The following is a 13,011-nucleotide window of genomic DNA, read 5'->3' as shown; positions in this document are numbered from 1 at the left end:
AATGCCTTCAAAAAAGGGGCAGCGCTGAAAGCGACTGCCCCAAGTCAATCATGATGATTGAAATCTTACTCGTTGGCCGGCTTGCCGATGGTTGCCAGAATGCCACCGTCGACATAGACCACCTGTCCGGTCACAAAGTCGCTCGCCTTGGATGACAGGAATACGGCCGCGCCCTGCAGGTCGTCCGGGTCGCCCCACTTGCCCGCCGGTGTGCGGCTGATGATGAATTCGTTCAGCGGGTTGCCTTCCACGCGAATCGGTTCGGTCTGCGCGGTGGCAAAATAGCCCGGGCCGATGCCGTTGACCTGTACGTTGTGGCGGGCCCACTCGGTGGCCATGTTGCGGGTGAGCATTTTCAGTCCGCCCTTGGCAGCGGCGTAGGCGCCGACCGAGTCGCGGCCCAGCTCGCTCATCATCGAGCAGATGTTGATGATCTTGCCCTGCTTGCGTTCGACCATCTTGCGCGCCACCGGGCGGGTCATGGTGAAAACGCCCACCAGGTTGGTGTCGATGACCTGCTTGAACTCATCCACCGGCATTTCCAGCATGGGGACGCGTTTGATAATGCCGGCGTTGTTGACCAGAATATCGATCGGGCCCACTTCTTTTTCAATTTTGTCGACGGCGGCGATCACCTGATCTTCATCGGTGACGTCAAACTTGTAGCCGTGCGCCTTGTAGCCGGCCGCTTCGTACTCGGCTACGGCCTTGTCGATTTTCTCCTGCGAGGAGTGACCGTTGACCACGATGGTGGCGCCGGCGCTGCCCAGGCCCTTGGCCATGGCCATGCCCAGGCCGTGAGTGGCGCCGGTGACCAGTGCGACCTTGCCGGTCAGATCAAACAGAGGATGTGTCATAGAGAACTCCTTACTTCAGTTCGTGTGGCTGGTGAAAGTCCATGTCGGTGTAGTCGAGATTTTCACCGGCCATGCCCCAGATGAAGGTGTAGTTGGCAGTGCCCACACCGGAGTGCATGGACCAGGGTGGAGACAGGGCCGCCTGTTCATTGTGGATCCACAGGTGACGGGTATCGTCTTTCGGGCCCATGAAATGACAGATGGCCTGGTCGTCCGGCAGGTTGAAATAGAAGTAGGCTTCCATTCTCCGGGTGTGGGTGTGGACCGGCATGGTGTTCCAGATGCTGCCCGGCTGCAGTTCGGTCATGCCCATCTGCAGTTGGCAGGTCTCGATGATGCCATTGATCAGTAGCTGATTGACCCGACGCTCATTACAGGTGTCCGAAGAGCCGAGTTCCAGTACATTGGCTTCGCTCATGCCGACTTTTTTGTTCGGATACGAGTGATGCGCCGGAGCCGAGTTCATATAGAACTTGGCCGGGTTCTTGGCGTCCACGCTGCGAAAGCTCACTTCTTTGGCGCCGCGCCCGATGTACAGGGCGCTCTTGGTCTCGAGTTCGTAATCGGTGCCGTCGACGGTGATCACTCCATCGCCGCCGATATTGATCGCGCCCAGTTCGCGCCGGTCGAGAAAGTGCTCGGCTTTCTGCTGGTCGACGGGCTCCAGCGTCAGGGTTTTGTTCACCGGTTTGGCGCCACCGACCATCATGCGGTCGTAATGGGTGTACACAAACCCGATATGATCGTCTTCAAAGATCTTTTCGATCAGGAAGTGTTTGCGCAGTTTTTCGGTGTCGTAGTGCCTGTAGTCGTCGATATGGACCGCAAAGCGTTCTTCGATCGATTTCATTGGTTACCTCATTCGCCCTTGAGTAATTTGTGCATTTCGATCCCGGCCAGGATAAAGGGGCCTGTGCCTTTGGGGTCGTTTTCGTAAACCGGCTCGCTCATGTAGTAATGGTAACTGCCATCGCGCCCGAAGCCCAGACCCGCCACCAGGCAGATGTTGGTCAGGCTGACCGAGTCGTCGGTGTGCACCAGCATGAATTCGTTGATCAGCCCGTCGTAGGCCTTCTGCGCCACCTCGCGGTAGCTCTCGTCCAGGTAGCCCTCATTCAGGGCCTTGGCATAAAAGTAAGTGAACATGGAGGAGGCGCTGGACTCGCGGTAATTGCCGATGGCGTCCGGGCGATCCATGATCTGCCACCAGGTGCCGGTTTCCGGGTCCTGGTAGTTCTTAAGGTCAGCGGCGATTTCCTCGATCATGTCGATCAGGGGTTTGCGCAGTTCGGTTTCTTCCTCGGGAATGAAGTCCAGTACGTCCACCACGGCCATGGCCAGCCAGCCAAAGCCACGGCCCCAGAAGTGCTCGGACAGGCCGGTTTCGGGGTCGGCCCAGTCCTGCTGCTTCTTTTCATCCCAGGCGTGATAGTAGAGGCCGGTTTCCGGGTCGCGCAGTTGCTCGCGGGTCACCTCGAACTCCTTGACCACCTCTTCCCAGCTGTGCTGTTGCTGCTCGCCCTCTTCGAACAGTAGCGCGTAATGGGCCAGGTAAGGCATGGCCATGTAGACGCCGTCCAGCCAGAGCTGCCAGGGGTAGCGCTTCTTGTGCCAGAAGGCACCGTCACTGGTACGCGGATGCTTTTCCAGGTGCTCGCGCAGTGTCTCGGCGGCCGTTTTGTAACGCTCCTCTTTGGTGTCTTCCCAGAGGCGCAGTACGCCCACACCGGGTTTAACGTTATCGACGCTGAAGTTGCTCATCTTGTAGCGGGCGATGTCGCCGTCCTCGCCAATGAAGCTGCCGGTGACTTTGGGCAGCACCTGCGCGTAGCGATCGGCGGGCGCGACTTCGTTCAGTTCGTCGTAGGCCATGGGCAGCAGGCCAATGATGTCGTATTCGAACTTGGGCGGCCGCTCCCGGTTGGTGTCCCAGCCATCGACATGGTAGAGCAGGGTTTTGCGGTCCAGTTCCGAGTCGGCCAGACGCTTGCTCCAGTCCAGCGCGTCTTCGGCGCTGACAGGGAGGTCCTTCTGCGCCAGGCTGTGCGCGGTTTCCAGACGCTCGCGCGGCGCCAGCGTCAGGTTCTCCGCCTCGGTTTCCAGATACTCAATAAACGCTTCTTTGGTGGTGATGCCGTTGGGCTCTCCGTCCCAGGCGGCGAGGAAGTAGTAGTCCACGTCTTCACCGGCCGAGTCGAGTACGGTCACGTAGTTGTGCTCGTCTTCGGTCTGCTCTTCGCGGTCGGATTTGCGAAACAGCAGGGCCATACCCAGCAGGTCGTCTTCGCCACTCAGGCTCTGCTTGCCCCAGCTGGCGACATAAGTATAAGCCTTGCCGGTAATATCCACTTCACCTTCAATGAATTCGGTCCCCGGGTGTTTCACGAGGCCGGTGGTCAGATTCTCCAGTGGTTCGCTCAGTTGCAGGTCAACGTGCACCAGGCGGCTGCCGCCGGTCATGGACAGCTGCGCGGTCAGGTCCAGGGTCTGGTCGTTGACCTCCCAGTCCTTATAGGTAATGCCGAGTGCGGAATACAGGTCGCCATCGTCCAGCACTCTGGCTTCCCAGCCGTCGAGGTCCGATACCCGGATGACTTTCTCACCGTCCCAGTAGCCGTAGCCACCGACACCCAGCGCATCGCCGACCTTGAGGATGTCCATGCCCCAGTCGGCCATTTCGTGATAGGAATCGTAGCCGTCCAGGCCGACGTCCTGGAGGACCATGTCTTCGGTTTTCTTGCCGAAAATATCGAAACCGTTGCGCCAGTCCAGATAGATGCGGTAGCCGACCTTGTCCGATTCGATGCCGGGGCCTTCGTAGCGGATATAATAGGAGTGGTCGGAGTGCTCATCGGGGGGCGTGAGGATCTCGACATTTTCAAATTCACCGCCGACGTACTCATACTTCCCTTCGCGGTTTTCGTCGGAGTGAGGCTGCCATTCGCCTCCGGTCTTGTGGGCAATCTCGGCCTGAGTGCGCTTCTCGCTGGTCGGCGCGTCGCTGGCGAGGTCGCGATCAATGATCAACTGCACATCGCCGCCGGCCGGCAGGTCGAGCAGCGTGAAGAGGCCATCTTCTTTCCCGTCACCGTCCCGGTCAATCAACTGGGTGGCGACGGGAGCTCCGTTCACCGTTGCTCCGAGGTTGCTGTTGACCGCCGTTTTCTGATCCAGGCCCAGGTCATAAAAGCTGATGTAATAGGGCTGATCCTGACGCGCGTGGTCTGAGGGGTTGGATAGGGCCACGTCGGCGAGAGGCGCCTGGGCGCGAGCGGTCTGGTTCGATTGTGGGTCTGGTTTCTGGTTCGCAGTTTCGGGGGTACTTTCTTGCCCGCAGGCCGCCAGTGTGGCCAGGGCTGCGATGGCAGCACCGGGGAGCAGTCGGTTTTTTAGCATAGCACTCACCTTTTAGGTCTCTGTTGATATTCTCTATTATATTGGGGCCGGGTCGCCGCGGCAGAAACGCGGAATTACTATAATCGGGTCTTGGCGAGATATAAGCCTGGTCCTGACCCCTGGAGCATGATGGTTTGGGGGAGGTCGCTAATGCACCGGGCACGACCTCACCCGCCAGCGACGTGGGTCGCTGGCGGGGTGTTGGTCAGCTTGGTTGATACTGCCTGAGCCAGAGACTGGCTCTTTGGCAGTGGTGTGGTGTCGGTGCGCCCCTGAACCGAGTCGTCTGACTATGTCTGCCAGATCGCTCGGCCAGGGTTCACGCCTTGCCACTGGAGTTGCGGTCTCTCTCACCTCTCTCCACTTCTCTCCCTCTTGCCTCTTTACTTTGTCGCACAGAGGTCGGGCAACCGGATTTGTAGTTTGTGTGTTGCCCGGTACCGCCAGACACTGTCGATCGATCACGCCCATTCCGTTTTTCCACTGCCCTGTGTTGCGGGTCAATGGCGGATTGACTGGGCGCACAACTGCCAGTGCCTTGGTGCAGTGAATTCATTCTGGTCCCGCTTACGGATAAAATCAAGTTTTCCGCACAAATTTTTTACGCCTTTTTGTAATTTATTAGTTTAATCCTTTCGGTATTTGGTGTGTAACCGGTTCCACGTAATTATTTATATGTCTGTAACCGTTTACATTTTGCGTCAATCTCGGAAAATACCGGTTTTACGCGCCAAGCAGGCCGTCTGAGCGAAACTTTTTTGAGGGTGATCCTCCTCCTACGCCATCAGGCTTGACAGCGTTGTCAGAGCAGCAGAGGGGTGGATTGCGGGGAGGTGACAACGCTGTCAACCGCGGTTTTGTGCAAATAAGCCGAAGTGTTGTCCCGCGTCCGACCTTGCCCGCAGTTGCGACCGGCACAGCGATGGTGCTAAATTTGATCCCGGTATTGACCGAATACCATTGCCGATTTTTCAGGCGCCGCAAGGCGCCTGTTTTTTTCCGGCCCCACGGTGACTCTACCCGTGTCTTTTACTTCTCGTCGTTGCCCGGGCAGGGCGGGCGAGACTCCAATCTTGGGTGTATTTATTTTGGCGAACATCATTCATCTGCACGAACGTGACAACGTCGGCGTGTGCAAGGCGGGTCTGCCTGCCAACACGGCTCTGATCGAACCGGCGCTGACGCTGATCGATGACATCCCGGCCATGCATAAAGTGGCGCTGGTGGACATTCCGCAAGGCCAGCCCATCTATAAGTACGGCCAGACCATCGGTTTTGCCGCTCAGGCGATTCGCGCGGGCGAGCACGTCCACAGTCACAACTGTGTCATGGGCGAGTCGGAAAAGGATTACGGTTTCTGCCGCCATGCCCGTCCCACCGAGTTTGTCCCCGAGGCCGAGCGCGCCACATTCGAGGGGTTTCGCCGTGCCAATGGCAAGGTGGGCACCCGCAACTATATTGGTATCCTCACCACCGTGAACTGTTCGGCGACCGTGGCCAAAGCCATTGCCCAGCATTTCACCTTTTCCGGTGAGTTGGATGATTACCCGCAAATTGATGGCGTGGTGGCGTTCACCCACGAGACCGGCTGTGGCATGCGCTCCGATGGCGAGGGGTACGAAACCCTGCGCCGGACCTTCGACGGCTATGCCCGGCATCCCAACTTCGGCGGCATCCTGATGGTGGGCCTGGGCTGTGAAACCATGCAGGTTCGGCGCGTGATGGAAGAGAGTGGCCTGGGCGATACTGATACCTTCCAGGCCTACACTATTCAGGAAGTGGGCGGCACTCGGCGCTCGATTGAAAAGGGTATTGAGGCGTTGCGCGCCATGTTGCCCAACGTCAACAGCCATCACCGCGAAACCGTGCCGGCCAGCGAGCTGACGCTCGCGGTTCAGTGCGGCGGCTCCGACGGCTTTTCCGGTATTACCGCCAACCCGGCACTGGGGGCCGCGGGCGATATTCTGATTCGCCACGGTGGCACCGTCATTTATTCGGAGACTCCCGAGATATTCGGTGCCGAGCACCTCTTGACCCAGCGTTCGAAAACACCGGAAATCGCCCAGAAGTTGCTTGATCGTATCGACTGGTGGCAGGATTACACCGCTCGCAATGATTTTGAGCTGGACAATAACCCCTCGCCGGGTAACAAGGCCGGCGGGCTGACGACCATCATGGAGAAGTCTCTGGGCGCCCAGGCCAAGAGCGGCTCCACCGAGATGGTAGATGTCTGCCTGTACGGTGAGGAGGTGAAAACCAAGGGCCTGGTGTTTATGGACAGCCCCGGGTTTGACCCGGTGTCGGTCACCGGGCAGGTCGCTTCCGGTGCCAACGTGGTATGCTTTACCACGGGGCGCGGTTCGGCTTTTGGCTTCAAACCCGCGCCCAGCCTGAAGTTGGCCAGCAGCACGGACCTGTACCAGCGGATGCAGGAAGACATTGATATTAACTGCGGTGGCATCCTGGATGGCGAGTATACGCTGCAGGAGTGTGCCGAGGATATTTTCCGGCAGGTGCTCGCCGCCGCCTCGGGGGAGCAGACCAAGAGCGAAATGCTCGGGTACGGCGATAATGAATTCAACCCCTGGAAAATCGGCGCGGTCGTCTAACCGCCGCGCCAGAACAGAAAAACGAACCAGTATAGAAAAAACGGACCAGCCAGTGGCCGTGGTGTGGGGAGGTGAGAGACCCCATGCCCGATTGCGCTCGACGCACCCCGGCTGACTCTGAAAAACAAAAAACGAGGCCCCGAACCCTTCGGGCGCTGCGTCTGTTAGGACATCGTTCCGCCAAAAAGCCCCAAAATGCTGGAAAAACGGCTATGGTTAATGATGTCCATCACTTGAGGGAGACGTTTTATGAAAGTTGCGATACCCAAAGAGCGTCGCGAGCACGAGCGACGTGTGGCCGCGACCCCCGATACGGTCAAAAAGTTGATCGCTCTGGGCGCTGAGGTCGCCGTCGAAACCGGCGCCGGCCTGTCCAGTCGCATTACCGATGAAGCCTATGAGGCGGCCGGGGCGACGCTGGTCAGCGATCTGGGCGAACTGCTCGGCGACGCCGATATTGTCTTCAAGGTCCAGCGCCCCCTGCTGGGCGATAATGGTCAGCCGGATGAGCTCGCCCCCATGAAAAAGGGCGCCCTGCTTATTGCCGGCCTCTCTCCTTACTCCGATCCCGATGCCATCAAACGTTACGCCGAAGCCGGCGTGACGGCGATTGCCATGGAACTGGTGCCGCGTATCACCCGCGCCCAGAGCATGGATATCCTCAGTTCCCAGAGTAACCTGGCCGGCTACCGCGCGGTGCTTGAAGCCGCCTATGTGTACGATCGCGCCATGCCCATGATGATGACCGCCGCCGGTACTATCGCCCCGGCCCGGGTGTTGGTGCTGGGTGCCGGGGTAGCGGGCCTGCAGGCCATTGCCACCGCCAAGCGCCTGGGCGCCATTGTCTCGGCCACGGATGTCCGGCCTGTGGCCAAAGAGCAGGTGGAGAGCCTGGGCGGCAAATTTGTCATGGTGGAAAGCGACGAGACCGAGGGCGCTGAAACCAGCGGCGGCTACGCCAAGGAGATGAGCGAAGACTACAAGCGCCGGCAGGCGGAGCTGGTGGCCGAGACCCTGAAGAAGCAGGATATTGCCATCTGCACCGCGCTGATTCCCGGGCGCAAGGCCCCCACTCTGATCAACGACGAGATGGTGCACAGCATGCGTCCCGGCTCGGTGATCGTCGATCTGGCGGCGGAGCAGGGCGGTAACTGCACCCTGTCCAAACCCGGCGAAGTGGTGGAAGTGAACGGAGTGTCCATCATCGGGCACTTCAATATCCCCAGCCGTCTGTCGGCGGATGCCAGTTCGCTGTTCGCCAAGAACCTGCTCAACTATCTGACTCCTCTGGTGGATGCCGAGAGCCAGTCGCTCAAGGTCGACTGGGAGGATGAAATCGTCGCCGCCAGTGTGCTCACGCGCGACGGTCAGGTTGTGCACTCCGCATTCCGCGAACAGTAAAGGGGGTTACCATGGAAGCCAATTTCATCCAGCAGTTGTCTATTTTTGTTCTCGCCATATTTGTCGGTTACTACGTTGTCTGGAGTGTCACCCCGGCACTGCACACGCCGTTGATGGCGGTTACCAACGCCATTTCCAGCGTGATTATTGTGGGCGCGCTGATTGCCGCCGGGCCCGAGAGCATGACCCTGTCCAAAGCGCTCGGGTTTGTCGCCATGACTCTGGCGGCCATCAATATATTCGGTGGCTTCACGGTCACTCACCGCATGCTCGCCATGTATAAAAAGAAGAAGTAACCGGGGGAACTTATGACTGAACTACACGCTAATCTGACATCGCTCGCCTACCTGGTCGCCGCCGTCCTGTTCATCATGGCGCTGCGGGGGCTTTCTTCGCCGGAAACCTCCCGGCCCGGTAACTACTTCGGCATGCTTGGTATGCTGATCGCCGTGGTGACCACGGTCTTCAGCCCGGAGGTACAGTCCTACCAGTGGATTGTGGCGGCCCTGGTCATCGGTGCCGTCATCGGTATCACCATCGCCAGGCGCATCGCCATGACCGCCATGCCGCAACTGGTCGCCGCCTTCCACAGCCTGGTGGGTATGGCCGCCGTGCTGGTGGCCGGCGCCGCCTTTACCAACCCGGAAGCCTTTGGTCTGGTGGCTGCCGCCGGCGATATCTACGTGGCCAGCCGCATTGAAATGGGGCTGGGTGTGGTGATCGGTGCGATCACTTTTTCCGGTTCGATCATCGCGTTTACCAAATTGCAGGGGCTGGTCTCCGGCGCGCCGGTGTCCTTCGGCGGTCAGCACTATCTGAACGCCCTGTTCGGGCTGGCGATTCTGGCGCTGCTGGTGTACTTCTGCATTGATCAGCAGCCCTGGATCTTCTGGACCATGACGGCACTGGCGTTTGTGATCGGGGTGCTGATCATCATCCCGATTGGTGGCGCCGACATGCCGGTGGTGGTGTCCATGCTGAACTCCTACTCTGGTTGGGCGGCGGCCGGCATCGGCTTTACGCTCAAGAACGACGCGCTGATCGTGACCGGTGCGCTGGTCGGTTCCTCCGGTGCCATCCTCTCCTACATTATGTGCAAGGGGATGAACCGCTCCTTCTTCAATGTGATCCTCGGTGGCTTCGGGGGTGACAGTGATGCCGGTGGTCCGGCGGGCGCCCCGGACGACCGTCCGGTCAAGCGGGGCAGCGCGGAAGATGCCGCCTTCATCATGAAAAATGCCGGCTCAGTGATCATCGTGCCGGGCTATGGCATGGCCGTGGCCCAGGCTCAGCACGCCCTGCGCGAAATGTGTGATGAGCTCAAGCAGGCCGGCGTCACCGTCAAGTACGCCATCCACCCGGTGGCGGGCCGGATGCCCGGGCACATGAACGTGCTGCTGGCCGAAGCCAACGTGCCCTATGATGAGGTGTTTGAGCTGGAAGACATCAACAGTGAATTCCAGACCACCGATGTGGCCTTTGTGATCGGCGCCAACGATGTGACCAACCCCTCGGCCAAAACCGATCCGACCAGTCCCATCTACGGCATGCCAATTCTGGATGTGGAAAAAGCCAAGACGGTTCTGTTCGTCAAGCGCAGCATGGCCTCGGGTTATGCCGGGGTGCAGAACGAAGTGTTCTACCGCGACAACACCATGATGTTGTTCGGTGATGCCAAGAAAATGGTGGAAACCATCATGCGCAACCTGGATTGACCGAGCGGTTGAGTTGAGTCCGGTCGTCCAGCGCGCAGACACAGGACGGTCTCCGTGTTGAGAGAGCGGGGAGCGCCCTGTATTATGGTCTATACGACAATAAGTGAGAGCCTGATTATGCAAATATCCATGCTGTTTACCCACGGCCGCTCAAGGCTGTTCACCTTGCCTCGCTCAGGGCTGCTGGCCGGCGGTTTCCTCTCGGTACTGCTGTTGGCCGGATGCGATGCAGTGGACGAGGTGGTGAAAAAAGACGTGATTCACATGAAAATGGGCCATGACCTGGACCAGAGCACGCCCGTGCACAAGGCCATGGTTCACATGTCGGAGCGACTGGATGAACTGTCCGATGGCACGGTCGAGCTGCAGGTGTATTCCAACGGCCAACTGGGGTCCGAACGGGAGCTGATCGAGTTGCTGCAGATTGGCAGTCTGGCCATGACCAAAGTCTCGGCCAGCCCCATGGAAAGCTTTGTGCCGAGTATGAAAATCTTCAGTATCCCCTACGTGTTCCGCAGTCATGACCACTTCTGGGAGTTCCTCGAAAGCGACAAAGGCGTTGAGATGCTGCAGGCGGGCGAGTCGGTGGGGCTTCGCGGGCTGGGCTATTACGACGCCGGCAGCCGCAGCTTTTATACCGTCGATACGCCGATCAATAAACCCGAGGACCTGTCCGGCCTGAAGATCCGGGTGCAGGAAAGCCAGACGTCCATGCAGATGGTGCGTGCAATGGGCGGTTCGCCCACGCCGGTGTCCTGGGGTGAACTCTACACCGCGCTGTCTCAGGGCGTGGTGGACGGAGCGGAAAACAATCCTCCCAGTTTCTTTATTTCCAAGCACTATGAGGTGAGTAATTACTACACCATCAACGAGCACACCTATGTGCCCGACGTGGTGCTGATCAGCGCCTATGTCTGGAACAGACTCGATGAGCAGCAGCAGGACTGGCTGCAGCAGGCGATGGACGAGTCGGTCAAGTACCAGAAAAAACTCTGGGCCGAGGCGACCGAACATGCGCTCGAGGAAGTCCAGAAAGCCGGCGTGGAGGTCATCTATCCGGATAAAGAGCCGTTTATGGAGCGGGTTGAACCCATGCATGAATCGTATCGGGATGATCCGGTGTATGACCTCTTGCAAGACATTAAAAGCATGTAGCCCGGGAGAGAAATGATGAAAACCGTAATGAAAACAATCGACCAGGTGTTGGGCTGGGTGTTGATGGTCCTGATGGCCGTGATGGTCCTCGATGTGACCTGGCAGGTGATTACCCGCTTTGTCCTGTCCGCGCCCAGCTCCTTGACCGAAGAGATTGCCCGCTTTCTGCTGGTGTGGATTGGTCTGCTGGGGGCGGCCTATGCCTTCCGCGTCAGAGCTCACCTGGGGCTGGACCTGCTGACCGAAGCTCTGCCGCCCAAGGCGAAGTGGCGCACCGAAGTAGCCGTCAACGTGATCTGCTTTGCGTTTGCCGCTGTGGTCATGGTGTTTGGTGGCTCCAAGCTGGTGGCTCTGACACTGGATCTGCAGCAGCTGTCGCCGGCCCTGCAGGTCCCCATGGGGTATATCTATACCGTGATTCCGCTCAGTGGCATTCTGATCTGCCTGTTCGCTGTCGATCATATTCTGCAGGGAAAGATGCCCGAGCATGACGATGATCTGCCTGTCGCGTAATCAACCGGCTCCGGGTTAAAACTATAAAGAGGCACATTTATGGAAATTTCAATTCTGGTGCTGGTACTCAGCTTTGTGATTCTGCTGGCACTCAACGTCCCCATTGCGATCAGCATTGGTGTTTCGACACTGCTGACCATGCTGTTCACCATCGATTTCGAACCCGCTATGATGACCGTGGCACAGCGCATGGCCGGGGGGATCAACAGCTTTGCGCTGCTCGCCATTCCGTTTTTCATACTCTCGGGGATCCTGATGGGGCGGGGCGGTATCGCCCATCGACTGATTGAGTTTGCCAAGGTGTTTTTCGGCATGCTGCCCGGCGGCCTGGCATTTGTGAACGTCATCAGTTGTACCCTCTTCGGTGCCATCTCCGGTTCGGCCGTGGCCGCCACCTCGGCAGTGGGTGGCTTTATGGTGCCCGCTATGACCAAAGAAGGTTATGACCGCGGTTTCAGTGCCGCGGTGACGGTCACCGCTTCTACCAGTGGCCTGTTGATTCCGCCCAGCAACGTGCTGATTGTTTACTCACTGGCCAGTGGTGGTGTCTCCATTGCAGCGCTGTTCATCGCCGGCTATATACCCGGACTGTTGTTGATGCTCGGTCTGATGGTGGTGTGCGGTATCTGGGCCAAAATCAAAGGCTACCCGGTGGGCGATCGCATTCCTCTGCGTGAGAGTATCAGAAAGACCATCGACGCCATTCCGAGCTTATTGCTGATCATTATTGTGATCGGCGGCATTGTGGCAGGCTACTTTACCGCCACCGAGGCCAGTGTGATCGCGGTGCTCTATTCGCTCATTCTGTCGGTGCTGTTCTACCGGGAAGTGAAAGTCAAAGAGCTTCCCAGCATTCTGATCAAATCGGTCGAAACCACCGCCATCGTCATGCTCTTGATCGGCACCTCTTCGGCCATGTCCTGGGTCATGTCCTACGAGAATATTCCGCAGGCCATCAGTAGTGCTCTGATCGCGCTCAGTGACAATCCCTATGTGATCCTGCTTACCATCAACTTCATTCTGTTGGTTGTGGGGATCTTCATGGACATGACACCGGCGGTGCTGATCTTCACCCCGATCTTTTTACCGGTGGTGACCGAGTTGGGTATGTCACCCCTGCACTTCGGCATCATGATCGTTCTGAACCTGTGTATCGGCTTGTGTACGCCGCCGGTGGGGAGTGTGCTCTTTGTGGGCTGCGGCATTGCCAAGACCACCATCGCCAAAATATTCAAACCGCTGTTGCCCATGTACGCGGCCATGTTTGTCGTGCTGATGCTGGTCACTTTCGTGCCTGCCTTCAGTGAGGCGCTGCCGCGGCTGTTTGGGCTGTACGAATAGGAAGGAGGTGGTTGAGAGGCGCCC

General features: G+C 58.5%; 10 protein-coding genes. 7 read left to right on the top strand and 3 right to left on the bottom strand.

Annotated elements, in window-relative coordinates:
- Window positions 1-65: 65 nt before the first annotated feature.
- Genes AAE484_RS13900 through AAE484_RS13890 form a run of 3 tightly spaced genes read right to left on the bottom strand, consistent with a single transcriptional unit; the run spans window position 66 to window position 4,253 of the window.
- Window positions 66-857 carry a gluconate 5-dehydrogenase gene (locus tag AAE484_RS13900; RefSeq protein ID WP_341939012.1) on the bottom strand — a complete coding sequence of 264 codons (792 nt, stop codon included), beginning with the start codon at window positions 855-857 and terminating at the stop codon, window positions 66-68.
- Between the two features lie 10 nt (window positions 858-867).
- Complete coding sequence (kduI, locus tag AAE484_RS13895) at window positions 868-1,707, bottom strand: 5-dehydro-4-deoxy-D-glucuronate isomerase (RefSeq protein ID WP_341939011.1); 840 nt, start codon at window positions 1,705-1,707, stop codon at window positions 868-870.
- A gap of 8 nt (window positions 1,708-1,715) precedes the next feature.
- The gene (locus AAE484_RS13890; RefSeq protein ID WP_341939010.1) at window positions 1,716-4,253 is read right to left on the bottom strand and encodes a glycoside hydrolase family 88 protein; all 2,538 of its coding nucleotides are present in this window, start codon (window positions 4,251-4,253) and stop codon (window positions 1,716-1,718) included.
- 1,088 nt (window positions 4,254-5,341) lie between these two features.
- Between AAE484_RS13890 and AAE484_RS13885 the strand changes: the two genes are divergently transcribed.
- From AAE484_RS13885 to AAE484_RS13855, 7 genes are all read left to right on the top strand, one after another.
- Window positions 5,342-6,862, top strand: coding sequence for a UxaA family hydrolase (locus AAE484_RS13885; protein WP_341939009.1), 1,521 nt, complete (start codon window positions 5,342-5,344; stop codon window positions 6,860-6,862).
- Between the two features lie 249 nt (window positions 6,863-7,111).
- A complete protein-coding gene (locus AAE484_RS13880) occupies window positions 7,112-8,263 on the top strand; it encodes a Re/Si-specific NAD(P)(+) transhydrogenase subunit alpha (protein ID WP_341939008.1) in 1,152 nt (383 codons plus the stop codon).
- 11 nt (window positions 8,264-8,274) lie between these two features.
- A complete protein-coding gene (locus AAE484_RS13875; RefSeq protein WP_341939007.1) occupies window positions 8,275-8,559 on the top strand; it encodes an NAD(P) transhydrogenase subunit alpha in 285 nt (94 codons plus the stop codon).
- Window positions 8,560-8,571: 12 nt separating this feature from the next.
- A complete protein-coding gene (locus tag AAE484_RS13870) occupies window positions 8,572-9,978 on the top strand; it encodes an NAD(P)(+) transhydrogenase (Re/Si-specific) subunit beta (RefSeq protein WP_341939006.1) in 1,407 nt (468 codons plus the stop codon).
- A gap of 264 nt (window positions 9,979-10,242) precedes the next feature.
- Window positions 10,243-11,133 carry a TRAP transporter substrate-binding protein gene (locus AAE484_RS13865; RefSeq protein WP_341939112.1) on the top strand — a complete coding sequence of 297 codons (891 nt, stop codon included), beginning with the start codon at window positions 10,243-10,245 and terminating at the stop codon, window positions 11,131-11,133.
- A 27-nt stretch (window positions 11,134-11,160) separates the two neighbouring features.
- On the top strand, window positions 11,161-11,646 hold the full coding sequence (locus AAE484_RS13860) for a TRAP transporter small permease (RefSeq protein WP_341939005.1): 486 nt from the start codon (window positions 11,161-11,163) through the stop codon (window positions 11,644-11,646).
- Window positions 11,647-11,685: 39 nt separating this feature from the next.
- Window positions 11,686-12,987, top strand: a complete 1,302-nt coding sequence (locus tag AAE484_RS13855; RefSeq protein ID WP_341939004.1) for a TRAP transporter large permease — start codon at window positions 11,686-11,688, stop codon at window positions 12,985-12,987.
- Window positions 12,988-13,011 lie beyond the last annotated feature (24 nt).

This window comes from Marinimicrobium sp. C2-29 (genome assembly GCF_038419845.1).
Classification (GTDB): Bacteria; Pseudomonadota; Gammaproteobacteria; order Pseudomonadales; family Cellvibrionaceae; genus Marinimicrobium.
Note: the sequence above shows the minus strand (reverse complement) of the source record. Positions and strands in the feature narration are given on the sequence as shown.

Excerpts from the sequence above, each read along its gene's own strand:
- kduI (WP_341939011.1), bottom strand. The coding sequence starts at position 1,707 with ATGAAATCGATCGAAGAACGCTTTGCGGTCCATATCGACGACTACAGG.
- AAE484_RS13880 (WP_341939008.1), top strand. The coding sequence starts at position 7,112 with ATGAAAGTTGCGATACCCAAAGAGCGTCGCGAGCACGAGCGACGTGTG.
- AAE484_RS13865 (WP_341939112.1), top strand. The coding sequence starts at position 10,243 with ATGAAAATGGGCCATGACCTGGACCAGAGCACGCCCGTGCACAAGGCC.
- AAE484_RS13860 (WP_341939005.1), top strand. The coding sequence starts at position 11,161 with ATGAAAACAATCGACCAGGTGTTGGGCTGGGTGTTGATGGTCCTGATG.
- AAE484_RS13875 (WP_341939007.1), top strand. The coding sequence starts at position 8,275 with ATGGAAGCCAATTTCATCCAGCAGTTGTCTATTTTTGTTCTCGCCATA.
- AAE484_RS13870 (WP_341939006.1), top strand. The coding sequence starts at position 8,572 with ATGACTGAACTACACGCTAATCTGACATCGCTCGCCTACCTGGTCGCC.
- AAE484_RS13855 (WP_341939004.1), top strand. The coding sequence starts at position 11,686 with ATGGAAATTTCAATTCTGGTGCTGGTACTCAGCTTTGTGATTCTGCTG.
- AAE484_RS13900 (WP_341939012.1), bottom strand. The coding sequence starts at position 857 with ATGACACATCCTCTGTTTGATCTGACCGGCAAGGTCGCACTGGTCACC.
- AAE484_RS13890 (WP_341939010.1), bottom strand. The coding sequence starts at position 4,253 with ATGCTAAAAAACCGACTGCTCCCCGGTGCTGCCATCGCAGCCCTGGCC.